We start from the raw sequence: 23483 nt of genomic DNA on the forward strand, positions 1-23483 counted from the left end.
TGCAAGAATTACGGAGTTCCCAGTGTTCCAATTGGCATTCAGCCGCATGGCTCTTCGCATTGTAGCCACGCTCTTGGCCTCCGGCATGGTTGCGGCCTGCGGGTACAAGGGGCCTTTGTATATGCCGACGCCTGACGGCAAGCCGCCGGCGCGCACCCCGTCGCAGCCCACGCAGCAGATTCCACCGGCGCCGACCATCCCATGACGCCCGCCTATCCCGTGCAGCCAGACCTGGCCGGCCATCCCTACTTCCAGTACCGCAATAACGTACTGTACGCCGAGGATGTGCCCCTGGACCATCTGGCGCATGGGCTAGGCACACCGCTGTACGTCTATTCGCGCGCCGCGCTGAAAGCCGCCTGGGAAACCTACCGCAGCGCCGTCGGGCAACGCCCGGTGCTGGTCTGCTACGGCATGAAGGCCAACGCCAACCTGGCGGTACTGAAGGAATTCGTGCGCCTGGGCGCGGGCTTCGACATCGTGTCCGGCGGCGAACTCAAACGCGCGCTGGCGGCGGGCGCCGACCCCTCGAAAATCGTGTTTTCGGGCGTGGGCAAGCAGGCTTGGGAAATGCGCGACGCGCTCACCGCCCAGGTGAAGTGCTTCAACGTCGAATCCGTGGCCGAACTGCACCGGTTGTCGGAAGTGGCTGAAAACATGGGGCTGCGCGCCCCCGTGTCGCTACGCGTCAACCCCGACGTCGACGCGCAGACGCACCCGTATATCTCCACCGGCCTGAAGGAAAACAAGTTCGGCATCGCCATCGATGCCGCGCTGGAAGCCTATCGCACCGCGCAATCCTTGCCGGCGCTGGACATCGTCGGCGTGGACTGCCATATCGGCTCGCAGCTGACCGACATCAGTCCCTATTTCGATGCGCTGGAAAAGCTGCTGGACCTGATCGACACGCTCGACCAGGAAGGCATCCGGATCGCGCATCTGGACCTGGGCGGCGGCCTGGGCATCCGCTACACGGACGAAACGCCCCCGTCGCCCAAAGCCTTGCTGGACCGCGTCTTCGAACGCCTGAACGCGCGCGGCCACGGCCATCTGCATCTGGTGCTGGAACCCGGCCGCTCGCTGGTCGGCAACGCCGGGGTGCTGCTCACCACGGTCCAGTACCTGAAGCATGCCGAAGCGCGCAACTTCGCCATCGTCGACGCCGCCATGAACGACCTGCTGCGCCCGGCGCTGTACGACGCGTTCCACGGCGTGCGGGCCCTGCGCCCGCGCGCGGGCGACCAGACCCCCTACGACATCGTCGGCCCGGTATGCGAAAGCGCCGACTGGCTGGCTCGGCAACGCCCCCTGGCGATCCAGCAAGGCGACGTGCTGGCCGTCGAATCCGCCGGCGCCTACAGCATGGCGATGGCCAGCAACTACAACACGCGCGCCCGCGCGGCCGAAGTCATGGTCGACGGCGACAACTACTACGTCGTGCGCCAGCGGGAAACGCTGGACGACCTGCTGCGCGGCGAATCCACGCTGCCGTAGGCGCAAAAAAAGGCCCCTCGCAAGGGGCCTTTTTTCTCGGCACTGCCGCGCCGTCACAGTTCCCCGTAGGAATGCAGGCCCGACAGGAACATGTTCACGCCCAGGAAGGCGAAGCCCGTGATCAGCAGGCCCATCAGCGCCCAGTAGGCCGCCATGGTGCCGCGCAGGCCCTTGATCAGGCGCATGTGCAGCCAGGCCGCGTAGTTCAGCCAGACGATCAGCGCCCAGGTCTCCTTGGGGTCCCACTGCCAGTACGCGCCCCAGGCGTCGGCGGCCCACAACGCGCCCAGGATCGTCGCCACCGTGAAGAACGCGAAGCCGATCGCGATGGCGCGATACATGATGTCGTCCAGCACTTCCAGCGACGGCAACGCGGCGGCGATGCGGCGGCGGCCCAGCAGGATGGCGCCCACGATCACGGCGCCGATGCCGAAGTACAGCATCCAGGTCGCCGACAGGCCGTCGGTGCGGAACACCATCGGTTCAGCGCACAACAGCACGCCCAGAATGAACAGCGGCGTGAGCTTTGCCCACGATGTCGTCTGCCCGTGCTGCTTGATCAGATACGCAAAGCCCACCATCGCCGCCAGCGAGAACGTGCCGTAGCCGATGAAGTTGGCCGGCACGTGCAGCTTCATCCACCAGCTCTTCAACGCCGGCACCAGCGGCTGGATCTGCCCCGCGTCTCGCGTGAACGAATACCACAGCAGGAAGACCACGGCCGACGTCACCACCAGCAGCACGAAGCCGCCAAGCGCGCGCGTGGCGTATTTGCGTTCGTAGTACAGGTAGAACAGCGCGGTGATCAGCGAGAACAGCACGAACACTTCGTACAGGTTGCTGACCGGGATGTGGCCCAGATCGGGCCCCATCAGATGGCCTTCGCGCCAGCGCACCAGCAGCCCCGTGACGCCGGCGAACACCGCGCCCCAGGTCAGCGCCGTGCCCAGCCATGCCGCCGTCGGGCTGAACACGCCGATCCAGTAGCAGACCATCGCCAACGCGAACAGCGCGCACATCCACAGAATGGCGGACTGGGACGAGAACAGGTACTTCAGGAAGAACACCTGCTCGGCGCGAGCCAGGTCATTGCCATACAGCATCAGCGCCAGCCCGGCCGCGATCGCACAGGCGATCATCAGGTGGCGCAGCGGGCGCCACAGCCAGCCCAGCCACGCCAGCGCGGGCACGGTGCCGCACAGGATGATCTTCTCGTAATAGTCCATCGCGTTGCCGTGGCGGGTCAGCGCGAAGGCGGCGCCTACCGACAGCAGCAGGAAAAAGACGACGTCGGTCCAATCGGGCTTGCCGCGCCGGGCGCGGCTATCGCCGGTTTCCGACAGGCTGTCCTGCCAGAGCGGGTCCGGCGACGCGTTCAGCGCTTTCGGCGACGAGGGATGCGTAGTGGTCGTAGTCGACATAAATAAACCTTAAGACCTCTTCTGGCGCAGCAGCGCCTGCTTGAAGCGTTCGAACTCTTGATTGAAGTCGAGTGTACGCTTCTGGGACGTCATGGCCGCCATGACGCTGCTTCCGCCCTCATGCGGCTTGACCCAGATCCAGACGCGGCGATCTCGAATATAGAACATCGAGAACACCCCCAGGACCAGCAACAGGCTGCCCAGGTAGACGGTATTCTTGCCCGGCGTGCGGCTAACCTGGAACACGCTGGCCTGCACGTGATTGAAATCCGCCAGCGACAGGAAGACCGGCGCCGGATACACCGTCAGGTCCGACAGCGCAGCCACCGCCAGGCGCGACCATACCGCCGCGCGCTCGCCCTCGGGCCCTTCGACCGCCACGGCGGGCAGGCCTGCGCGCTCGCGTTCGATGGCGCGCAATTCGTTCATGCTGGCGCCGATCAGCCGGATCACCACGTCGGCCGCGCGCTCCAGGTCGGCGGCGGGCGTATTGGCCTGCAGGAAAGCGGCCACGGCTTGCAGGCCCCCTGTCGCGAAGGTCTCCAGCGCGCGCTCGGCGGCCGTCTGCAAGGGCTGGCGGTCGGCGCCCGACGGGCTGTTGCGCTCGGCGAAGCGGCGGGCCGCCTCCTGGCGCGCCGCCGGGTCGGCCAGCGTCGCGCGCAAGCGCATGAATTCGGCAATCGAACTGTCGTCGTCGGCGGGAATGCGCAGATAGCGGAACGGCTCCGACGCGTTGTTGCGCACGCCAGCCAGGAACACGCTGGCGCCGTCCAGTTCCATGGGCAGCATGTAGTTCTGGAATTCGTGGGCCTGGCCCGCATCGTCGATCAGCTTGTATTCGACGCTGGGCCCCACGTTGCGCAGGTTCTCGTTCTTCTTGCCCGCCGCGCTGCCCGATACCGACGCCACGTGCTCGGCAAAGCTGCGGTCCGGGCCCTTGGGCTCGCCGCGCGTCAGGTCTTCCACGTTGATGGGGCGCATCGCCGTGATCTCGACGCCCATGCTGCGAGGCCCGCTTGCTGTGTGAGCGGTTACTTCGGCGGTCTTGCCCACCGTGCCGTCAACGGCGAACGTCGCATCGCCAGAACCTACCAGCGGGTAACCCTTCAGCACCACCGTGCTGCCGCCGTCGTCGAAACTGGACTGGTAGACGGTCATGCCCTTGAAGCGCAGCGGTTCGTTGACTTCGATGGTGGAATCAAACGTCTTGCCGGTGTCGGGGTCGGTGACTTCGACCTCGCTGAGAAAACGGCTGGGCATGCCGGTCGAGTAGTAATCGACGACGAACTTCTTGAGCTTCAACGTGAAGGGCATCGGCTGCACCAGGGCGCCGTCGCCCACCATCACGACCGCCGTGCTGGCCTGGCCGCCTTCAGGCACCAGCACGCTGGCGCGAAAGCTCGGGTTGTCGACCGAGAGGCGGCCGCTTTCCGGCACTTCCGAGATCAGCATGTTCTCGACGATGGGTTTCTTGCCGCCCAGCAGGACTTGCAGCCGCACGGGCAGCTCGCTGTCCAGCAGGCCGCCGATGCAGATGATGACCATCGCCGCATGCGCGAACACGTAGCCCAACCGGTTGGCGCTGCCTTTCTTGGCCGCCAGCATCACGCCATCGTTGTCCGTGCGTTGCCGCACCGCGTAGCCCATGCGTTCCAGCAGTGACTTCAGGCCGGCCGCGGTCTGCGGCACATCGGTGGGCGCTTCGGTCTCCACGCGGTGGGGAAAGCCCCGCAGGCTGCTGGCCCGTACGTGTTCGCGGAACGAACGCGCGTCGCGCAGCATCTTGGGCGCGTTGCGGATCAGGCAGACCGAGGTCGATACGACCAGGAATCCCATGATCACCAGGAACCACCAGCTGTTGTAGACGTGCCAGATCGAGAACTTGTCGAACACCTCGAACCAGAACGGCCCGAACTGGTCGATGTAGTTGTTCGACGAGCGATTCTGCTGCAACACGGTCCCGACCAGGCTCGCCACGCAGATGAACATCAGCAGGCTGACGGCGAAACGCATCGAACCGAGCAGTTCGAAGAAGTCGCGAGGCAGGCTGCGCAGAGAGGGACGGGTATGGGTTCGTGTTGAATTCATGAAAAAAGGGGGGCCGCGCTATCGGCTACCCCCCTCATAGACAGCGCACGACGGAAACAGGTTCCGTCATGCCCAAGTTGCATGAACGCGGACCAGCCGCGCGTGGTGCAGGCGTCAAGCCTACCGCAGGCCAGCCGCGTAGTCCGACACCGCCTTGATGTCGGCGTCCGACATGCGGTCCGCAATGGCGAACATGATGTCGTTCTTGCGGTCGCCGCTGCGGAACAGCTTGAGCTGCTCTTCGATATACATGGGGAACTGTCCCGACAAGCGGGGGTATTGCCCGGGCAAGCCCGCGCCATTGGCAGAGTGGCACGCCGCGCACGCCGGGACATTGCGTTCCGGCAAACCGCCGCGCCAGATCTTTTGACCCAGATCAACCAACTTCTCCTGGCCTGCCGTGGCGGGCTCTTTGAGCGGTTGCTGCGCCAGGTACAGCGCAATGTTCTGCATGTCGGCCGGCGTCAGGTTCTGCGCCATGGCCGTCATCGGGGTTGGGTTGCCGCCGGCGCCATTGCGCACGGGCAGCTTGGCGCCCTGCTTGACCTGGAAATCGGCCAATTGCTTGGCCAGGTATTCGTGGGGTTGCGCGGCCAGGTTGGGGTTCACCGGGATGGTGCTGTTGCCCGCCGCGCCATGACAGGACGCACAGGCAATGATGCCTCTTGAGGCGTCGCCTTGGTCAAACAGCTGACCGCCCTTGGCGGCATCTGGCTTGGCCGGGCCCGCAGCGCCGTCAGCGGCGAAACTGGGGGTCGATAAGGCGGAGGCGCCGAGCAACAGCCCGCTCGCAACCAACATCCGGGACAGCACACGCTTCATGAAGACCTCGACGATCACATCGATCAAGGCGCAAAAAGGCGCCCACGCCTGCCCCGCTCACCTTGGAAAACCGTCTCGAACCTGATTTGCCCATTCTGCCTTCCAGGCTGCCGTCGGCAACCCAAAGAGTAAGCAAAAAAGACGGCTCCGCGCACGGGGACCACTGTTGCAAACGCCGGATTATACAATAGGGCTCGAAACCAACCGTATCCAAAGCCCATCCGTGTCCCTCCTACATCGCGCCTCCTTCCTCACCTCCGCAGCTCGCCTCGACCAGTTGCCGGCCGCCGGCGCTCCCGAGGTCTGCTTTGTCGGCCGCTCGAACGCCGGCAAATCCACGGCCATCAACGTGCTGTGCAACCAGCGTCGTCTTGCCTTCTCGAGCAAGACGCCCGGCCGCACGCGCTTGATCAACATGTTCGGCTTGCCCGACCCGCTGGATCCGGAAGGCCACATCGGTTTTCTCGTTGACTTGCCCGGCTACGGCTATGCCTCGGTCGCCCGCAACGAGAAAGAAAAATGGGCCGACATCCTCGGCGGCTACCTGCGTGACCGCGAGTCGCTGGCCGGCATCGTGCTGCTGATCGACATCCGCCGCGGCGTCACCGAACTGGACCGCCGCCTGGCCAACTTCATCGCCCCCACCGGACGCCCCGTGCTGGCGCTGCTGACCAAGGCAGACAAGCTGCCTTACGGCCAGCGCATGCGCACCGTCTTCTCGGTCCGCAAGGACCTGGCGGATATCGGCGCCCTGCACACCATTCCTTTCTCGGCGCCCGAGCGCATCGGTCTGGAAGAAGCCGGCGCCCACATCGAAAATTGGATTTCTCCCAAGGTCGTACCATGAACCCGCAGATCATCACCCCCGAGTTTCCGGTTTCCCGCCCGCGCCGCCTGCGTCGCGACGACTTCACCCGCCGCCTGGTGCGCGAAAACGCGCTGACGGTCAATGACCTGATCTATCCCGTCTTCGTGGCCGAAGGCACGGGCTTGCAGCAAGCCGTGCCGTCGCTGCCCGGCGTGGTCCGCTATTCGCTGGACACGCTGCTGCCGGTGGCCGAAGAGTGCGTGAAACTGGGCATCCCGGTGTTGGCGCTCTTTCCCGTCATCGACGCGTCGCTGAAGACCCCCGACGGCATCGAAGCGACCAACCCGCGCGGCCTGATTCCGCGCGTGGTCGGCGAACTGAAAAAGCGTTTTCCGGAACTCGGCATCCTGTGCGACGTGGCGCTGGATCCCTACACCAGCCACGGCCAGGACGGCGTCATCGACGAAGACGGCTACGTCATCAACGAACTGACCGTCGAGATCCTGGTCAAGCAGGCGCTGACCCAGGCCGCCGCCGGCGTCGACATGGTCGCCCCCAGCGACATGATGGACGGCCGCATCGGCGCCGTGCGCCGCGCGCTGGAGGCCAACGGCCATATCCACACGCAGATCATGGCGTACTCCGCCAAATACGCCAGCGCGTTCTACGGCCCGTTCCGCGACGCCGTGGGTTCGGCCACCAACCTGGGCAAGTCGAACAAAATGGCTTACCAGATGGATCCGGGCAACCTCGACGAAGCGCTGCGCGAAGTGGCCGCCGACTTGCAGGAAGGCGCCGACATGGTCATGGTCAAGCCGGGCATGCCGTACCTGGACGTGCTGCGCCGCGTCAAGGACACGTTCCGCGTGCCCACCTTCGCCTACCAGGTCAGCGGTGAATACGCGATGATCAAGGCCGCCGCCGCCAATGGCTGGCTGGACCATGACAAGGTCATGATGGAAGCGCTGCTGGCGTTCAAGCGCGCCGGCGCCGACGGCATCCTGACGTACTTCGCGATCGAAGCGGCCAAGCTGCTCAAAGCCCAGCGCTGATCGCGCAACGCCTTGCGGGCCGGGCGTATCCGGCCAGCCCGCAAGGCGTCTTCTTCTTTGCCTTATGCCCGCCCGTTGCGCGGCCCGGCAGGCGCCACGCGGCGCAATCCCAACCACGTTCCGCCCAGCACGCAGGCCAGTCCCACGACGTGCGTCAGGGTGACATGTTCGTCCAGGAACAGGGAAGCGAACAGCAGCCCGAATATCGGCAGCCAGTTCACGAACAGCGCCGCGCGGCTGATGCCCAGACGCGCGATGCCGGCGTTCCAGATGATGTTGCTGACGCCTGACGCCACGACTGCGGAGAACATCAGCACCAGCCACGGCCACCACGTCATCTGCCAGGTGTCGGTCTGATATGACGCCGGCGTCATCGCTGCATGCACCACCAGCATCAGCCCGCCTGCCAGGTACATGTACCAAAGCATGCCCAATGGATCCATCGTGCGCGACATGCGCTGGATGACCAGGCCGCCGAACACGAACACCAGGACGGCCACGAACACGACGGCGTCGCCCCAACCCGTCAAGCCGATCTGCGCGCCGCTGCCCGCGACCACCATGCCCACGCCCAACAGGCCCAGCATGGCGCCGGAGATGCGCACCAGCGTCAGTTTTTCGCGATAGAAGATGGCGGCCAGCAGCGCCGACAGCAAGGGGCTGGTGGCCATGATCAGCGTGCCGTTGGCCGCAGACGAAAACCGCAGCCCCGACACCAGCGCCACCTGGTGCGCATACACCACCAGGAAGCCCGCCAGCGCCACCCAGCCCAGCTCGACGCGGCCCAGCTTGGGGATGCGGCCGCGGCGGGCCTTGATGATGAGGGTGACGGTGATGAACGCAACAACGATCCGCACGGCGGCCAGCGCCTGGATGTCCATGTGTTGCGTCAGGTACTTGATGGAGACGATGTTCAGGCCCCATGTGGCCATGACGAACATCAATTGAACATAGATAAGACCTTGCCGGTCCTGGCTTGCATCAACTGTTGGGGACGTCACGGGCGCCGGCCTGAAGGGAGTGGAGTGCGCCGCCCACGCGGCGCAGCAGCCATGGTATACGCCCAGGCGTCAGCGCACCAGCACCTTGTCCAGCGATTCCGTGAAGCGCTTGGCGTCCTGGAAACCCACCACGCGGGCCTCCGGCAATTCCTTGCCGCCCGGCTCGAAAAACATGATCCCCGGCGGGCCGAACAGGCGGAAGCGCTTGAGCAGCGCGCGGTCGTCGGCGTTGTTCGCCGTCACGTCCGCCTGCACCAGCAGCATGCCCGACATGCGTTGCGCCACGCCCGGATCGGTAAAGGTGAAGCGTTCCATCTCGCGGCACGACACGCACCAGTCAGCGTAGAAATCCAGCATCACCGGCTGGCGGCTCTGCGCCAGCAGCGCGTCCAGTTCGGCGTTGTTGCGCACGCGGGTGAAATGGACTTCGCCGCTTGCAGCCGCGGGGCCCGAAGGCGCACCGCCGCGAGACGCCAGATGCGACAACGGTTGCAGCACATCGCGGCCGCCGCTGGCCGCGCCGACCAGCCAGGCAGCCGCCGCCAGCGCCAGCAGCAAGCCCAGCCCCTTGCCGAACATGCGCGCGGCGCCTGCGCCCGCCGGCAGGGCGTCGAACGCCCGCAACATCACGGCCGACACCACCGCCAGGAACGCCCAGCCCGTCATCTGCACCCAGGTCGGCACCACGGGGATCAGCATCCACCAGGCGGTCGCCAGCAGCAACATGCCGAACAGGCGCTTCACGCCATCCATCCAGGGGCCCGCCTTGGGCAGCAGCGCGCCGGAAGACGCGCCCACGATCAACAGCGGCACGCCCATGCCCCAGGCCATGGCGAACAGCGCCGACCCGCCCAGGACCACGTCGCCCGTTTGCGAGATATACAGCAACGCGCCCGCCAACGGCGCGGCCACGCAAGGTCCGACGATCAGCGCGGACAAGGCGCCCATCACGAGCGCACCGGTATAGCGCCCGCCGGGAATGCGCGACGAACGCTCCGCCAGCTTCGCCTGGATGCCCGACGGCATCTGGAAGGTGAACGCATCGAACATCGCCAGCGCCAGCACGGCCAGCAGAATGGCGAACAACGTCAGGATCCACGGCGTCTGCAGCCAGGCGGCCAAGCCCGCGCCGCTCAGGCCGGCGGCGACACCCAGCGCGGTGTAGACCACCGACATGCCCAGCACATAGGTCGCCGCCAGCGCCAGTCCGCGGCCGCGCGTGGGCCGGGGCTGCGCCACGCCGCCGAGCACGATCGAAGACAGGATGGGGATCATCGGCAGCACGCAGGGCGTGAAGGCCAGCAACAGGCCCAGCACCAGGAACACGCCCGCGGTCTTGGCCCAGCCCAGGCCGCCCAGCGCGTCAGCCAGGCCGGTGTCGCCGGCGTTGAACAGCGCGCTCAAGCCGCCCGACGATGCGGCCTGCGACGCCGGGGCCAACGCGGATGCGCCGCCGGCCAGCGCGTATCCGCCCGCCACCGGCGTCAGTTTCACACTGCTGTCCATCGGCGGATAGCACAGGCCGGCATCCGCACAGCCCTGCCCGGTCAGGGTCAGGGTGAAAGGCTGGTCCCCGGCGCCGACCGGCACGCGGATCACCACGTCCTGGTGGAAGACCTCCATGTCCTTCTCGAAGGTCGGGTCGTATTTGACCTCGCCCTTCGGGTAGACGGCGTCGCCCAGCGTCGTGGCACCCATGGGGCTGATCGTGATGCCGAAACGCTCGCGGTACATGTAATAGCCGGGCGCGACCTTGTAGCGCAGCTCCAGCGTATCGGGCGCCGCCATCTGCGCGCTGAACACGAAGGCCTTTTCGGGCTCCAGGAACTCGGCCTCGGCATGCGCCGCCGCCTGCCAGCCCATCAGCAGCAGCGCCATCGCCAGGAACATCAGGCATTGCCTGAACAGGGCATGGGCCGCGCGGGCAGCGCGGGTGGCGTGAATCGGGCGCCGCGGCGCGCCGACAATACCGGCAAGTTGCAACATCAGTCTCTCTTGTTCTGCGTGACGGCCGTCTGCTCGCGCACCCAATCCAGATAAGGCGCCGCGCCGCCGATGACCGGCAGCACGATGATTTCGGGCACATCATAGGGATGCATCTGCGCCAGGGCCTGAACCACTGCCTGGTGGCGCGCGTAGGTGGTCTTGATGTGGATGGGGACTTCTTCCGCCCCTTCGACCTCTCCGTTCCACAGGTAGATGGACAGGCCAGGCGCGCCAAGGTTCACGCAGGCCGCCAGACCGTCTTCGACCAGCACGTGCGCGATGCGCTTCGCGAGCAGCAGGTCGGGCGCATTGCTGATGACCAGCACGACGTCGTCATCGCGCAACATGGAGCCTCCTCGGGATACCCGTGTGGGATGTAACTCGGGGTATTTTATCGGTATTGCGGCGGCCGCCCGGATCCCTCGGCGCCGGCCGTGCCACCCAGCCATCCGTCTACACCGAGGCACGCATGTCCGACAACTGCCTGTTCTGCCGCATCGCGCGGCACGAGATCCCTGCGCACATCATCCACGAAGACGAGCGCCTGCTGGCCTTCCTGGACATCCAGCCGGTGCGCCCGGGCCACGTCCTCATCATCCCGAAGCAGCACTACCCCTACTACGAGGACATGCCCGCCGATCTCGCCGGCCACATCCTGAATCTGGGGCAGAAGCTCGGGCGCCACATGAAGCGCTTGTATGCGGTCGAACGCGTGGCCTTCGCCTTCACCGGGATTCACGTGGCGCACGCCCACGCCCACGTCATTCCGATGCATCACACGCAGGACGTGACGTCCACGCAATACATCGAGCAGCAGGACCTCACCTTCAAGATGCCGCCCCAACCCCCTCAGGAGGCCCTGGCGGCCACCGCGGCGCAGCTGCGGGGGGAATTGCACGCCTCGTGATCCAAACGCCGTGGCGGGCGCGCAAATAAAACAAGGGCGGGTCCGAAGACCCGCCCTTGTCGCTTATCTAGCTACCGAGGATTACTCGGCGCTGTCCGCAGCGGCTTCATCAACTTCCGGACGGTCAACCAGTTCCATGAAAGCCATGGGAGCGTTGTCGCCTTGACGGAAGCCCATCTTCAGCACGCGGGTGTAGCCACCGTTACGGGCCGCGTAGCGCGGGCCGATTTCGGCGAACAGCTTCACCACCGCATCGCGATCGCGCAGACGGGCAAATGCCAGACGCTTGTTCGCCAGCGTGGGCTCTTTGCCCAGCGTGATCAGGGGTTCGATGACGCGGCGCAATTCTTTCGCCTTCGGCAGCGTGGTCTTGATGGCTTCGTGGGTGATCAACGAAACGGCCATGTTGCGGAACATGGCAAGACGGTGACTGCTGGTGCGGTTGAGCTTACGCAAGCCATTACCGTGACGCATGATAAGTTTCCTTTGAATCTAAAGATGGCGTTCGCCATCGGGTTGCCGGCTCTTCTATCAACCTGCAATCAGGCCGCGGTCCGGTAGAAAACGGTGCATTTTACGACGATTTCGCAAACGGCCCGGCGGCAAAGCCGGGCGCTGCGGGAAACACCCCGATTCCGGGGCGCCACCCTCTTAAGACTTACGGACGCTCCAGGCCCAGGGGCGGCCAGTTCTCGAGCTTCATGCCCAGAGTCAGACCACGTGCAGCCAGGACTTCCTTGATCTCGTTGAGCGACTTGCGACCCAGGTTCGGGGTCTTGAGCAGCTCGTTTTCGGTACGCTGGATCAGGTCGCCGATGTAGTAGATGTTTTCGGCCTTCAGGCAGTTGGCCGAACGCACGGTCAGTTCCAGGTCGTCGACCGGGCGCAGCAGCACCGGGTCGATCTGCGGCGTGCCGCGGACCGGGGCTTCGTACGAATCGCCAGCGCCTTCCAGGGCGGCGAAGACCGAGATCTGGTCCATCAGGATGCGAGCCGACTGGCGCACCGCTTCCTCGGGCGAGATGACGCCGTTGGTTTCGATGTCCAGCACCAGCTTGTCCAGGTCGGTGCGCTGTTCCACACGGGCGCTTTCAACCGCGTAGCTCACGCGGCGGACCGGGCTGAACGAAGCGTCCAGAACGATGCGGCCGATGGTGTGGGTGCGGTCTTCCGACAGCGCGCGCACGTTGCCCGGCACGTAGCCGCGGCCCTTTTCAACCTTGATCTGCATTTCCAGCTTGCCTGCGTCCGTCAGGTTGCAGATGGCATGGCCGGGGTTGATGATCTCGACGTCATGCGGCAGCTCGATGTCGCTGGCCAGCACGGTGCCCGCGCCGGTCTTGCGCAGAACCAGGGTCACTTCGTCGCGATTGTGCAGCTTGAAGACCACGCCCTTCAGGTTCAGCAGGATGTCGACGACATCTTCGCGAACGCCCGGGATGGTCGAGTATTCGTGCACCACGCCCGTCATCTGGACTTCGGTCGGCGCGTAGCCGGTCATCGAAGACAGCAGGATGCGGCGCAGGGCGTTGCCCAGCGTATGACCGTAGCCACGCTCGAACGGCTCCATCACGATCTTGGCATGGTGCGTGCCGACCGGTTCGACTTCAATGGAGCGCGGCTTCAGGAAACCTTGAGTGGACATTTACTGTGTTCCTTTTCAATACCCTCGGCTCGTTACACCGATAAGGCTGATGGACAGGGTGAAACATGAAACTCGGGCGGCGCGAAAACGCCGGCCGATACTTACCGCAAAGCCCGCCCCACCAAAAGGCGGAAAGCGGGCTGCTGCGGAACGTGCAAACGGGTCGCGAGACCAGCTTCTTGCCGGCACACCTGCGAAGGAGGCGCCGGCAGAGACCTGATTAACGCGAGTACAGTTCGACGACCATCGATTCGTTGATGTCGCGAGCGACGTCAGCGCGATCGGGGACCGACTTGAACGTACCGGTCAGCTTGGTCGAATCGACTTCCACCCATTGGGGGATGCCGATGCTGGTGGCCAGGTCGAGCGATTCCTTGATACGGCCTTGCTTCTTGGCCTTTTCGCGGATCGAAACGACGTCGCCAGCCTTGACCAGCATCGAAGCGATGTCAGCCGTGTGGCCGTTCAGTTCGATGGCGCGGTGGCTCACCAGCTGGCGAGCTTCGGCGCGCGTCGAGCCGAAGCCCATGCGGTAGACGACGTTGTCCAGGCGCGATTCCAGCAGCTGGATCAGGGTTTCGCCGGTGTTGCCACGGCGACGCTCTGCTTCAGCGAAGTACTTGCGGAATTGCTTTTCCAGCACGCCGTACATGCGCTTGAGCTTTTGCTTTTCGCGCAGCTGCAGGCCGTAGTCGGAAGTGCGGGCACCCGAAGTGCGGCCGTGCTGGCCAGGCTTGGAATCCAGCTTGCACTTGGAATCCAGCGAGCGACGGGCGCTCTTCAGGAACAGGTCAGTACCCTCGCGGCGCGAGAGCTTGCATTTGGGTCCAATATAACGTGCCATGTGGATTCCCTTTAGATACGACGACGCTTCGGCGGACGGCAGCCGTTGTGCGGAACGGGCGTGATGTCGGCGATGGACGAAATCTTGATGCCCAGCGCGTTCAGCGCACGGACAGACGATTCGCGACCGGGGCCGGGGCCCTTGATACGCACTTCCAGAGTCTTGATGCCGTACTCCAGCGCGACGCGGCCAGCCGTTTCAGCAGCGACCTGCGCGGCGAACGGGGTCGACTTACGCGAACCCTTGAAACCAGCACCGCCCGACGTGGCCCACGACAGTGCGTTGCCCTGACGGTCGGTGATGGTGATGATGGTGTTGTTGAACGAAGCGTGAACGTGCGCGATGCCGTCCGAGACGTTCTTCTTAACCTTTTTGCGCACGCGCGAAGCGCCGCTGGTGGAAGCTTTCGCCATAATCCTGTTCCTCGATTATTTCTTCAGGGACGCAGCTGCACGACGCGGGCCCTTACGGGTCCGTGCGTTGGTGCGAGTGCGCTGGCCGCGCACGGGCAAACCGCGCTTGTGACGCATACCGCGGTAGGTTCCCAGGTCGATCAAACGCTTGATCGAGAGCTGTACTTCACGACGCAGGTCGCCTTCAACCGTGAACAAACCAACATGTTCGCGGACGCGTTCCAATTCAGCGTCGTTCAGATCCTTGACCTTTTTGTCAAAGGGTACGTTTGCCGCTTCGCAGATTTTGCGAGCGCGCGTACGACCAATGCCAAAAATGGCGGTCAGTCCGATCTCGGCGTGCTGTTGCGGCGGGATGTTAATGCCAGCAATACGGGCCATGACTATTCCTTGAATAAATCTGTTGCGTAGTCGCTAACCCGAGTTAGCCTTGACGCTGCTTGTGACGCGGGTCGGTGCAGATAACACGCACCACGCCGTGACGTTTGATAACTTTGCAGTTGCGGCAGATCCGCTTAACCGATGCCATTACTTTCATGGTTGACTCCTAATTTTCCGTAATCCGGTTCCGCTCATTTGGAGCGGAAAACTATCCTGGCTCGCGTCAGATCATAGGGCGTGAGCTCCACTGTGACCTTGTCACCCGGCAGGATCCGGATGTAATGCATACGCATCTTGCCGGAAATATGGCCCAACACCACGTGGCCGTTTTCGAGCTTGACGCGAAATGTCGCGTTCGGGAGGTTCTCAAGAACCTCGCCTTGCATCTGAATGACGTCGTCCTTGGACATTCTTTTGCTTACCGCATCGGCAAACCCGCGCCCTTGAAGTTGGCCTTCTTGAGCAACGAGTCGTACTGGTGAGACATCATGTAGGCCTGAACCTGTGCCATGAAATCCATCGTCACCACCACAATAATCAACAGAGACGTACCACCGAAGTAGAAAGGAACGTTCCAGCGCATCACCAAGAATTCAGGCAACAGGCACACCAAAGTGATGTACAAGGCACCTGCGAGCGTCAGACGCATCAGGATCTTGTCGATGTAGCGCGCTGTTTGTTCTCCCGGACGAATGCCCGGAACAAACGCACCACTCTTCTTCAGGTTGTCCGCCGTTTCGCGGCTGTTGAACACCAGAGCCGTGTAGAAAAAGCAGAAGAAAATAATCGCGACGGAGTACAGCGTGATGTAGAGCGGTTGACGAGGCGACAGGGCCGCAGCCAGGTCGCTAAGCCAGCGCATGTTCTCACTGCTGGAGAACCAGCTCGTGATCGTGGCCGGGAACAGAATGATCGACGATGCGAAGATCGGCGGAATCACCCCTGCCATGTTCAGCTTCAGCGGCAAATGCGAGCTTTGACCACCGTAGACCTTGTTGCCGACCTGACGCTTGGCGTAGTTCACCGTGATCTTGCGCTGTCCGCGTTCCACGAACACCACAAAAGCGGTAACCAGCACCACCAGAGCCACGATGAACAGTGCCGAAAGCACGGACATCGCGTTGGTGCGGACCAGGTCCAACAGTGCAGCCAGCGCCGCGGGCAGACCCGCAACGATACCTGCGAAGATCAGGATGGAAATCCCGTTGCCCAGACCGCGTTCCGTAATCTGCTCACCCAGCCACATGACGAACATGGTGCCGGTGACCAGAGTCACAACGGTCGTGAAGCGAAACAGCATACCCGGATCGATCACCAGTCCCTGTTGGGACTCCAACGCTACCGAAATGCCCACTGCTTGCACCAGCGCCAGCACGACTGTGCCGTAGCGGGTGTACTGGGTAATCTTCCGACGACCGGCTTCGCCCTCTTTCTTGAGCGCTTCCAGCGACGGCACCACCACCGACATCAACTGCATGATGATGGATGCCGAAATGTACGGCATGATCCCCAGGGCAAAAATCGAGAAACGCGAGAGCGCCCCACCCGAGAACATGTTGAACAGGCCCAGGATCCCGCCCTGGTTCTGACGGAACAAGTCCGCCAGCGCATCCGGATTAATACCCGGTACGGGGATGTGTGTACCCAAACGGTAAACCACCAGGGCGAGCACCAGGAACACAAGACGGCGCTTCAAATCACCGTACCGTGCTCCGGTTTTGCCCAATGCCTGCGCGTTAGCCACTCGTCACCTCGTGATCAAGCAAGCGAGCCGCCCGCGGCTTCGATGGCGGTGCGAGCACCGGCCGTCGCGGTAATGCCCTTAAGCACGACCTTGCGCGAGAGTTCACCCGACTTGATGACCTTGGCGTAACGAACCGCCTGGCCAATCACGCCAGCCGCCTTCAGCACTTGCACATCGATTTCGTCGATGGGCAGGGCTTGCAGGTCCGACAGACGAACTTCGGCATACAGGTGTTGACCGAGCGGGGTGAAACCACGCTTGGGCAGACGACGCTGCAGCGGCATTTGACCGCCTTCGAAGCCAACCTTATGGAAACCGCCCGAGCGCGACTTCTGACCCTTGTGACCACGGCCGGCGGTTTTACCCAGACCCGAACCGATGCCACGGCCGACGCGGCGCTTGGCGTGCTTGCTGCCCTCAGCGGGCTTCAGCGAATTAAGTTGCATATCCGACATGGTGATTCCTTAGGCTTCCGAGACGGAAACGAGATAATCCACCTTACGGATCATCCCACGCACCTCGGGCGTATCGACCAGCACGCGGCTGCTGTTGATGCGACCCAAGCCCAAACCGCGAACCGTATCACGGTGCGATTGCTTGGTACCGATCACCGAGCGCACGAGGGTCACTTTGATCTGCTTCTGAGCCATGATTTACCCCAGGATTTCTTCGACCGACTTGCCGCGCTTGGCAGCAACATCGGCCGGGGTCAGGGAAGCGCGCAGACCGTTCAACGTGGCGCGAACCATGTTGTAGGGGTTGCTCGAGCCCAGGCTCTTGGCAACCACGTTACGCACACCCATCACTTCAAAAATAGCGCGCATCGGGCCGCCGGCGATAACGCCAGTACCTTCAGCAGCCGGCGAGATCAGCACGGTAGCGGCGCCATGCTTGCCAACCACGGTGTGGTGCAGCGTGCCGTTCTTCAGAGCAACCTTGAACATGCCGCGACGGGCCTGTTCCATTGCCTTCTGAACGGACACCGGCACTTCACGCGCCTTGCCCTTACCCATGCCGACGCGACCATCGCCATCGCCAACCACGGTCAGCGCGGCAAAGCTCATGGTGCGACCACCCTTGACCACTTTGCTCACGCGGTTGACCGCGATCATCTTTTCGCGGAGGCCGTCATCGTTCTCTTTTTCCGCGGCGTTCTTGCCTTGTACTTTAGCCATTTGACAGATCCTCGCTTAGAACTTCAGGCCGGCTTCACGCGCGGCATCGGCCAGCGCTTTCACGCGGCCATGGTAACGAAAGCCCGAGCGATCGAAAGCGACCAGTTCGATACCGGCAGCCTTGGCCTTTTCGGCCACGCGCTTGCCGACCAGCGTAGCAGCGGCAGTGTTGCCACCCTGACCGGTTTGGCCGGCCAGTTGCGCACGCACTTCGGCTTCCACCGTCGAGGCGCTGACCAGAACGCGATCGCCTTCCGGCGAAATGATGTTGGCGTAGATGTGCTGGTTCGAGCGGAAGACCGAGAGGCGGTGAACGCGCAGCTCGTTGATCTTCCGGCGGGTCGGAACCGCACGACGCAAACGGGAAACTTTTTTGTCCATGATTCGTCCTTGCGTGCGCCGTTATTTCTTCTTGGTTTCTTTGATGACGACGCGTTCGTCCGAGTAACGCACACCCTTGCCCTTGTAGGGTTCGGGTTCGCGGTACGCGCGGATTTCAGCGGCCATCTGACCGACGACTTGCTTGTTGGCGCCCTTGATGACGATTTCCGTCTGGGTGGGGCATTCGGCCTTGATACCGGCCGGCAACTGATGCAAAACGTCGTGCGAGAAACCGAGCTGCAGCTTAACGGCATCGCCTTGGATCGAGGCGCGGTAACCCACGCCAACCAGGGTCAGCTTGCGCTCGAAGCCCTTGCTCACGCCGGTAACCATATTGGCCACCAGAGCGCGCACGGTACCCGACATGGCATTGGCGTGACGCGTTTCGTTGGCGGCGGCAAACGTGAGCTTGCCTTCGTCCAACGCAACCGTGACGTCGCCAGTCAGGGCTTGGGTCAGGGTGCCCAGCGGGCCCTTGACAGTGATCTGATCCTGCTTGATGTCAGCTTCGACACCCTTGGGCAGTTCGACCGGATACTTAGCGATACGTGACATTAGAATTTCTCCTTAGGCCACGTAGCACAGCACTTCGCCGCCGACGCCGTTGGCGCGAGCCTTACGGTCGGTCATGACGCCGCGCGAGGTCGAAACGATAGCCACGCCCAGGCCGTTCATGACCTGAGGAATGCTGGTACGGCCCTTGTAGATACGCAGACCGGGGCGCGACACGCGTTCAATGCGCTCGATAACCGGACGGCCAGCGTAGTACTTCAGGGTGATCTCGAGCTCAGGCTTGGCCTGGGTGCCCTTGATTTCAAAGCTGTCGATGTAGCCTTCGTCTTTCAGCACAGCGGCAATAGCCGCCTTCAGCTTCGAGGAGGGCATGCTCACCGTAACTTTGTCCACTTGCTGCGCATTGCGAATGCGGGTCAGCATATCGGCGATGGGATCGCTCATGCTCATAATGTATCTCCTACCAGCTGGCCTTGGTGATGCCGGGGATTTCGCCCTTCATCGCCATTTCACGCAGTTTGTGACGCGTCAGGCCGAACTTGCGGAACACACCGCGCGGACGACCGGTGACCACGCAACGGTTACGTTGGCGCGTCGGATTGGCATTGCGCGGCAGCTGTTGCAGCTTGAGCCGAGCTTGGTAACGTTCTTCGTCGGTCTTCGACTGGTCGTCGATGATCGACTTCAACTCAGCGCGCTTGGCAGCGAACTTGTCAGCCAGCTTGGCGCGCTTGATGTCGCGATTGATGAGGGAAAGTTTTGCCACGTCATCAGCCCCTTAGTTACGGAACGGGAAGCTGAAGGCCGTCAACAGCGCCTTGGCTTCTTCGTCGGTCTTCGCGGAGGTGGTGATGCTGATGTTCAGCCCACGCAGCGCGTCGATCTTGTCGTACTCGATTTCGGGGAAAATGATCTGCTCTTTCACCCCGATGTTGTAGTTGCCGCGGCCGTCAAATGCACGACCCGAGATACCACGGAAGTCGCGCACGCGAGGCAGCGCGACCGCAACGAGGCGATCCAGGAATTCGTACATGCGTTGACCACGCAGCGTGACCATGCAACCAATCGGGTAGTTTTCGCGGATCTTGAAACCGGCGATAGCCTTCTTGGTCTTCGTCACGACAGGCTTTTGGCCAGCAATCTTGGTCAGGTCCGACACCGCGTGTTCGATAACCTTCTTATCGGACACGGCTTCCGAGACACCCATGTTCAGGGTGATCTTGGTGATGCGCGGCACTTCCATGACGCTCTTGTAGCCAAACTTGGCCTGCAGGTCGCCAGCGACCTTGCTCTTGTAGAAATCTTGCAAACGAGACATGTCTATCGCCCCTTACGCCTTGGCGCCGACAACGGCACCATTGGAACGGAACACGCGGACCTTGCGACCTTCGACTTCTTGAACGCCCACGCGGTCGCCACGACCGGTTGCGGGGTTGAAGAGCGCCACATTCGAGATGTGGATCGGCATGGTCTTTTCGACAATCCCGCCCGGGTTGTTAGCCATCGGGTTGGCTTTCACGTGCTTCTTGACGATGTTGACGCCTTCGACCAGAACGTGGTCGGCATCAACACGAGCCAGCACGGTACCGCGACGCTTCTTGTCGCGGCCGGTCAGGACGATGACTTCGTCGCCTTTACGAATGTTGTTCATCGTAGGGCTCCTTACAGCACTTCCGGGGCCAACGACACGATCTTCATGAACTTCTCGGTACGCAGTTCACGCGTAACGGGTCCGAAGATGCGGGTGCCGATGGGCTCCAGCTTGGCGTTGAGCAACACGGCGGCATTGCCACCGAAACGAATCAGCGAACCGTCTTTACGGCGCACGCCCTTGGCGGTACGAACCACCACGGCATTGTAAATTTCGCCTTTCTTGACGCGTCCGCGCGGAGCCGCATCTTTGACGCTCACCTTGATGATGTCGCCGATACCGGCATAACGGCGCTTGGAGCCACCGAGCACCTTAATGCACATGACATGACGCGCACCAGTGTTATCGGCCACGTCCAGCGTGGTCTGCATTTGGATCATGATTTTTCCTGTTCCAACTTAACTGGAAATACGGTTTTCCCAATAAGGGAACACTGCAATTCCTGCCAGTTTTGGTCCCGTCAGGTCTGCCGCCCTGCTTTATGTGTTGTAGCTTTTGAGCTTTCGCCCTATCTCTACAACTGGTTGGCAACGCAACGACCCTGGGTTGAAATCCTGCGGGTATTCCCCCAACACGCCGACTAGTCTTCGAAACAACTTTCGGTTAACTGGATCGACAATCTGGGAAAGCTGATCATTCTAGCGTGGTTAAATTTTGAGCGCAAGCACTTTGTTGGAATGACGCACAAAACACCACGCCCCCTCTATGAGGGGACGGTTTTCGAGCTATCCGCCCCTTATTTGTGACGGTAAAAGCCCTTCTCCCAGGCATCATGGTTGGCCTTGCCGCGACGGATTTCGTCCGTGAACGGGGCCGCCCTGAGCACCAGGCGATTCAGCCATTTTACCGGAACCCGGCAGGGACGTTCAAAGTCCACGAACAACACGGCTCGCAGGCCGTCCGTGTCGTTGTGCACCTGGTGGGGATAAAGGTCGTCGAACACCACGGCCCGCCCTTCCCGCCAGCTGTAGCGCTCGCCCCCGACCTCGATCCAGCAGCGGTCCGCCGGTTCGGGCACGACCAGCCCCAGGTGCAGGCGCAGCACGCCGTTGTAAGGCCCGGTGTGCAGCGGAATGCGCTTGCCGGCCTCGAGGATCGAGAAGAACGCGCTACGGATGCCCGGGATCCCCTCCAGCGCCCGGGCCGTGGCCGGGCAGCTGGCCAGATTGCGCTCGGAACGCAGACCGTAGCCCATGAAGAGAAACGTCTTCCATTGATCGTCGGAGGTGATCATGCCCACATCGGGGGAGATCTCATGGAAGGCCGGCAACTGCTGGCGTTGCGCCAGCAGTGCCGTCAGTTCGGCGCGGATGGCGGGCGTCTGGGCTTCCAGGGCAGCGATCCAGGGGAACAGGCTGTTCTGGAAAATGGGACGGTCACCCACCAGCGACGCCTGGGCGATGCGGTGGCGCAGCCAATCGATGAAGCGGAACAACACGCGGGAGTAGAGGCTGGACTTGCCGGCGGGACGCGCGTCGACGGATTGCACGATGGGTTCGGTGATGGCTGCCAAAGATGCCCCATTGTGTCCATGCGGACGCCGGCTGGCAAGGCGCGCGGCGCGGCCGCCGAGAGGCCCGATTGGCTCCAGGTTTCCGCGCGCGAGTGGCCCTCCCGGGCGCGCACAAGCTGGTTTAGACTGGCGCGGGCGGCTGCGGTCGCACTCCACTCCTATTTCGCAAGGAACGACAGGCATGTATGAACAGTTGGCGCTGTATATCGACGGCGAATTCATCTCCGGCGAGGGTAGGCGCACCCAGGACGTCATCAACCCGGCCACGCTGGAAGTGCTTGGCCAGCTGCCTCACGCCACCGAAGCGGATCTGGACCGCGCGCTAGCCGCCGCCCAGCGCGCGTTCGAGTCCTGGAAGAAGTCTTCCCCCATGGACCGCTCCGCCATCCTGCGCAAGGTCGCCACGCTGTCGCGCGAGCGCGCCAAGGAAATCGGCCGCAACATGACCCTGGACCAGGGCAAGCCGCTGGCCGAAGCCGTGGGCGAAGTGACCGCCTGCGCCGAACATGCCGACTGGCACGCCGAGGAATGCCGCCGCATCTATGGCCGCGTCGTGCCGCCCCGCAACCCGGACGTGCGCCAGTTCGTGGTGCGCGAGCCCATTGGCGTCTGCGCCGCGTTCACGCCCTGGAACTTCCCGTACAACCAGGCCATCCGCAAGATCGCCGCCGCGCTCGGCGCCGGTTGCACGGTGGTGCTGAAGGGGCCGGAAGATTCGCCCAGCGCCGTCATGGCGATTGCCCGCATGTTCCACGACGCCGGCCTGCCCAAGGGCTGCCTGAACATCGTCTGGGGCGAACCCGCCAAGATTTCCGACTACCTGATCCGTTCGCCGATCGTGCGCAAGGTGTCGTTCACCGGTTCCGTACCGGTGGGCAAGCAGCTGGCCGCGCTGGCCGGCGCGCACATGAAGCGCGTCACGATGGAATTGGGCGGCCATTCGCCCGTGCTGGTGTTCGATGACGCCGACGTCGAGCGCGCCGCTGAAATGCTGGCCAAGTTCAAAGTCCGCAACGCTGGCCAGGTCTGCGTGTCGCCCACCCGCTTCTACGTGCAGGAAGGCGCCTACGAGCAATTCCTGGCGCGCTTCTCCGACGTGCTGAAGAACATCAAGGTCGGCGACGGCCTGGAAGCCGGCACCGACATGGGCCCGCTGGCGCATGAACGCCGCGTGCCCGCCATGAGCGCCTTCATCGACGACGCCAAGAAGCACGGCGGCAAGGTCGTGGTCGGCGGCGGCCCGCTGGATCGCAAGGGCTTCTTCTTCGCCCCCACGGTCGTGACGGATCTGCCCGACGATTCCATGCTGATGACCGAAGAGCCCTTCGGCCCGGTCGCGCCGGTCGTGCGCTTCAAGGACACCGACGAGGTCCTGCGCCGCGCCAACAGCCTGCCCTTTGGCCTGTCGTCCTACGTGTTCACGAACTCGCTGAAGACGGCGACCAAGGTCTCGAACGGCCTGGAAGCCGGCATGGTCAACATCAACCACTTCGGCAGCGCGCTGGCCGAGACGCCCTTCGGCGGCATCAAGGACAGCGGCATCGGCAGCGAAGGCGGCCTGGAAACGTTCGACGGCTACCTGGTCACGAAATTCATCACGCACATCTGACCGCGTACCCGCAGTACAAAAAAAGCCCCGCGATT

General features: G+C 63.1%; 31 protein-coding genes. 6 read left to right on the forward strand and 25 right to left on the reverse strand.

Going from position 1 to position 23483, the window contains the following annotated elements:
* Window positions 1-46: 46 nt before the first annotated feature.
* Both lptM and lysA read left to right on the forward strand, forming a co-directional pair.
* Complete coding sequence (lptM, locus tag ACO6D5_RS21385) at window positions 47-205, forward strand: LPS translocon maturation chaperone LptM (protein WP_272940045.1); 159 nt, start codon at window positions 47-49, stop codon at window positions 203-205.
* Window positions 202-1494 (forward strand): diaminopimelate decarboxylase, encoded by a 1293-nt coding sequence (gene lysA / locus ACO6D5_RS21390; RefSeq protein ID WP_485826462.1) that lies wholly within the window; start codon window positions 202-204, stop codon window positions 1492-1494. Before lptM ends, lysA begins: the two co-directional genes overlap by 4 nt.
* A 53-nt stretch (window positions 1495-1547) precedes the next feature.
* Here the strand turns inward: lysA and ccsB are convergent, their stop codons facing one another.
* The 3 genes from ccsB to ACO6D5_RS21405 all read right to left on the reverse strand — a co-directional run bounded on the left by ccsB (window position 1548) and on the right by ACO6D5_RS21405 (window position 5825).
* A complete protein-coding gene (ccsB, locus tag ACO6D5_RS21395) occupies window positions 1548-2915 on the reverse strand; it encodes a c-type cytochrome biogenesis protein CcsB (protein ID WP_315527229.1) in 1368 nt (455 codons plus the stop codon).
* A 9-nt stretch (window positions 2916-2924) separates the two neighbouring features.
* Complete coding sequence (locus ACO6D5_RS21400) at window positions 2925-5003, reverse strand: cytochrome c biogenesis ResB family protein (RefSeq protein WP_315527227.1); 2079 nt, start codon at window positions 5001-5003, stop codon at window positions 2925-2927.
* Between the two features lie 120 nt (window positions 5004-5123).
* Window positions 5124-5825, reverse strand: coding sequence for a c-type cytochrome (locus ACO6D5_RS21405; protein WP_035214109.1), 702 nt, complete (start codon window positions 5823-5825; stop codon window positions 5124-5126).
* Window positions 5826-6048: 223 nt separating this feature from the next.
* Here ACO6D5_RS21405 and yihA point away from each other — a divergent pair, with 223 nt between their 5' ends.
* A complete protein-coding gene (gene yihA / locus ACO6D5_RS21410) occupies window positions 6049-6672 on the forward strand; it encodes a ribosome biogenesis GTP-binding protein YihA/YsxC (RefSeq protein ID WP_006227427.1) in 624 nt (207 codons plus the stop codon).
* Window positions 6669-7685 (forward strand): porphobilinogen synthase, encoded by a 1017-nt coding sequence (hemB, locus tag ACO6D5_RS21415; protein ID WP_006227426.1) that lies wholly within the window; start codon window positions 6669-6671, stop codon window positions 7683-7685. Before yihA ends, hemB begins: the two co-directional genes overlap by 4 nt.
* 62 nt (window positions 7686-7747) lie before the next feature.
* Here hemB and ACO6D5_RS21420 read toward each other — a convergent pair whose 3' ends face one another.
* From ACO6D5_RS21420 to cutA, 3 genes are all read right to left on the reverse strand, one after another.
* Window positions 7748-8626 carry a DMT family transporter gene (locus tag ACO6D5_RS21420; RefSeq protein ID WP_485826465.1) on the reverse strand — a complete coding sequence of 293 codons (879 nt, stop codon included), beginning with the start codon at window positions 8624-8626 and terminating at the stop codon, window positions 7748-7750.
* A gap of 129 nt (window positions 8627-8755) precedes the next feature.
* Entirely contained in the window at window positions 8756-10576 is a 1821-nt protein-coding gene (gene dsbD, locus ACO6D5_RS21425) for a protein-disulfide reductase DsbD (RefSeq protein ID WP_315527452.1), read from the reverse strand.
* A 95-nt stretch (window positions 10577-10671) separates the two neighbouring features.
* Entirely contained in the window at window positions 10672-11019 is a 348-nt protein-coding gene (gene cutA / locus ACO6D5_RS21430) for a divalent-cation tolerance protein CutA (RefSeq protein WP_105555714.1), read from the reverse strand.
* A gap of 122 nt (window positions 11020-11141) precedes the next feature.
* On the opposite strand from cutA, the gene ACO6D5_RS21435 reads away from it, so the two are divergent.
* Window positions 11142-11579 (forward strand): HIT family protein, encoded by a 438-nt coding sequence (locus tag ACO6D5_RS21435; RefSeq protein WP_315527218.1) that lies wholly within the window; start codon window positions 11142-11144, stop codon window positions 11577-11579.
* An 81-nt stretch (window positions 11580-11660) separates the two neighbouring features.
* On the opposite strand, the gene rplQ is transcribed toward ACO6D5_RS21435, so the two are convergent.
* The 19 genes from rplQ to ACO6D5_RS21530 form a co-directional block, all read right to left on the reverse strand.
* Window positions 11661-12053: a 50S ribosomal protein L17 gene (gene rplQ, locus ACO6D5_RS21440; protein WP_006216513.1), complete on the reverse strand. Its 393-nt coding sequence runs from the start codon at window positions 12051-12053 to the stop codon at window positions 11661-11663.
* A 184-nt stretch (window positions 12054-12237) separates the two neighbouring features.
* Complete coding sequence (locus ACO6D5_RS21445) at window positions 12238-13224, reverse strand: DNA-directed RNA polymerase subunit alpha (protein WP_006216514.1); 987 nt, start codon at window positions 13222-13224, stop codon at window positions 12238-12240.
* A gap of 220 nt (window positions 13225-13444) precedes the next feature.
* Complete coding sequence (gene rpsD / locus ACO6D5_RS21450) at window positions 13445-14068, reverse strand: 30S ribosomal protein S4 (protein ID WP_006227422.1); 624 nt, start codon at window positions 14066-14068, stop codon at window positions 13445-13447.
* A gap of 11 nt (window positions 14069-14079) precedes the next feature.
* Window positions 14080-14481: a 30S ribosomal protein S11 gene (rpsK, locus tag ACO6D5_RS21455; protein WP_006216516.1), complete on the reverse strand. Its 402-nt coding sequence runs from the start codon at window positions 14479-14481 to the stop codon at window positions 14080-14082.
* A 15-nt stretch (window positions 14482-14496) separates the two neighbouring features.
* Entirely contained in the window at window positions 14497-14862 is a 366-nt protein-coding gene (rpsM, locus tag ACO6D5_RS21460) for a 30S ribosomal protein S13 (protein ID WP_006216517.1), read from the reverse strand.
* 43 nt (window positions 14863-14905) lie between these two features.
* A complete protein-coding gene (rpmJ, locus tag ACO6D5_RS21465; RefSeq protein ID WP_003806928.1) occupies window positions 14906-15019 on the reverse strand; it encodes a 50S ribosomal protein L36 in 114 nt (37 codons plus the stop codon).
* Between the two features lie 34 nt (window positions 15020-15053).
* Complete coding sequence (gene infA / locus ACO6D5_RS21470; protein ID WP_003806927.1) at window positions 15054-15272, reverse strand: translation initiation factor IF-1; 219 nt, start codon at window positions 15270-15272, stop codon at window positions 15054-15056.
* A gap of 8 nt (window positions 15273-15280) precedes the next feature.
* Window positions 15281-16606 (reverse strand): preprotein translocase subunit SecY, encoded by a 1326-nt coding sequence (gene secY, locus ACO6D5_RS21475; RefSeq protein ID WP_088588568.1) that lies wholly within the window; start codon window positions 16604-16606, stop codon window positions 15281-15283.
* 14 nt (window positions 16607-16620) lie between these two features.
* Window positions 16621-17061: a 50S ribosomal protein L15 gene (gene rplO, locus ACO6D5_RS21480; protein WP_035213993.1), complete on the reverse strand. Its 441-nt coding sequence runs from the start codon at window positions 17059-17061 to the stop codon at window positions 16621-16623.
* A gap of 9 nt (window positions 17062-17070) precedes the next feature.
* Window positions 17071-17256, reverse strand: coding sequence for a 50S ribosomal protein L30 (gene rpmD / locus ACO6D5_RS21485; protein WP_006216520.1), 186 nt, complete (start codon window positions 17254-17256; stop codon window positions 17071-17073).
* 3 nt (window positions 17257-17259) lie between these two features.
* Window positions 17260-17781, reverse strand: coding sequence for a 30S ribosomal protein S5 (gene rpsE / locus ACO6D5_RS21490; protein ID WP_006216521.1), 522 nt, complete (start codon window positions 17779-17781; stop codon window positions 17260-17262).
* Window positions 17782-17796: 15 nt separating this feature from the next.
* A complete protein-coding gene (gene rplR, locus ACO6D5_RS21495) occupies window positions 17797-18162 on the reverse strand; it encodes a 50S ribosomal protein L18 (RefSeq protein ID WP_006227039.1) in 366 nt (121 codons plus the stop codon).
* Window positions 18163-18183: 21 nt separating this feature from the next.
* Entirely contained in the window at window positions 18184-18717 is a 534-nt protein-coding gene (gene rplF / locus ACO6D5_RS21500; protein ID WP_006227038.1) for a 50S ribosomal protein L6, read from the reverse strand.
* 12 nt (window positions 18718-18729) lie between these two features.
* Window positions 18730-19125 (reverse strand): 30S ribosomal protein S8, encoded by a 396-nt coding sequence (rpsH, locus tag ACO6D5_RS21505; protein ID WP_006216525.1) that lies wholly within the window; start codon window positions 19123-19125, stop codon window positions 18730-18732.
* A gap of 10 nt (window positions 19126-19135) precedes the next feature.
* Window positions 19136-19441: a 30S ribosomal protein S14 gene (gene rpsN, locus ACO6D5_RS21510; RefSeq protein ID WP_006227037.1), complete on the reverse strand. Its 306-nt coding sequence runs from the start codon at window positions 19439-19441 to the stop codon at window positions 19136-19138.
* A gap of 12 nt (window positions 19442-19453) precedes the next feature.
* The gene (gene rplE / locus ACO6D5_RS21515; protein ID WP_006216529.1) at window positions 19454-19993 is read right to left on the reverse strand and encodes a 50S ribosomal protein L5; all 540 of its coding nucleotides are present in this window, start codon (window positions 19991-19993) and stop codon (window positions 19454-19456) included.
* Window positions 19994-20005: 12 nt separating this feature from the next.
* Window positions 20006-20326, reverse strand: a complete 321-nt coding sequence (gene rplX, locus ACO6D5_RS21520; protein ID WP_006227036.1) for a 50S ribosomal protein L24 — start codon at window positions 20324-20326, stop codon at window positions 20006-20008.
* Between the two features lie 11 nt (window positions 20327-20337).
* Window positions 20338-20706: a 50S ribosomal protein L14 gene (rplN, locus tag ACO6D5_RS21525; protein WP_006216531.1), complete on the reverse strand. Its 369-nt coding sequence runs from the start codon at window positions 20704-20706 to the stop codon at window positions 20338-20340.
* Between the two features lie 356 nt (window positions 20707-21062).
* Window positions 21063-21815 carry an aspartyl/asparaginyl beta-hydroxylase domain-containing protein gene (locus tag ACO6D5_RS21530; protein ID WP_315527450.1) on the reverse strand — a complete coding sequence of 251 codons (753 nt, stop codon included), beginning with the start codon at window positions 21813-21815 and terminating at the stop codon, window positions 21063-21065.
* Window positions 21816-22020: 205 nt separating this feature from the next.
* Between ACO6D5_RS21530 and ACO6D5_RS21535 the strand changes: the two genes are divergently transcribed.
* Window positions 22021-23448, forward strand: a complete 1428-nt coding sequence (locus tag ACO6D5_RS21535) for an aldehyde dehydrogenase family protein (RefSeq protein WP_315527205.1) — start codon at window positions 22021-22023, stop codon at window positions 23446-23448.
* The last annotated feature ends 35 nt before the right edge of the window (window positions 23449-23483 follow it).

The organism is Achromobacter sp. (genome assembly GCF_057314935.1).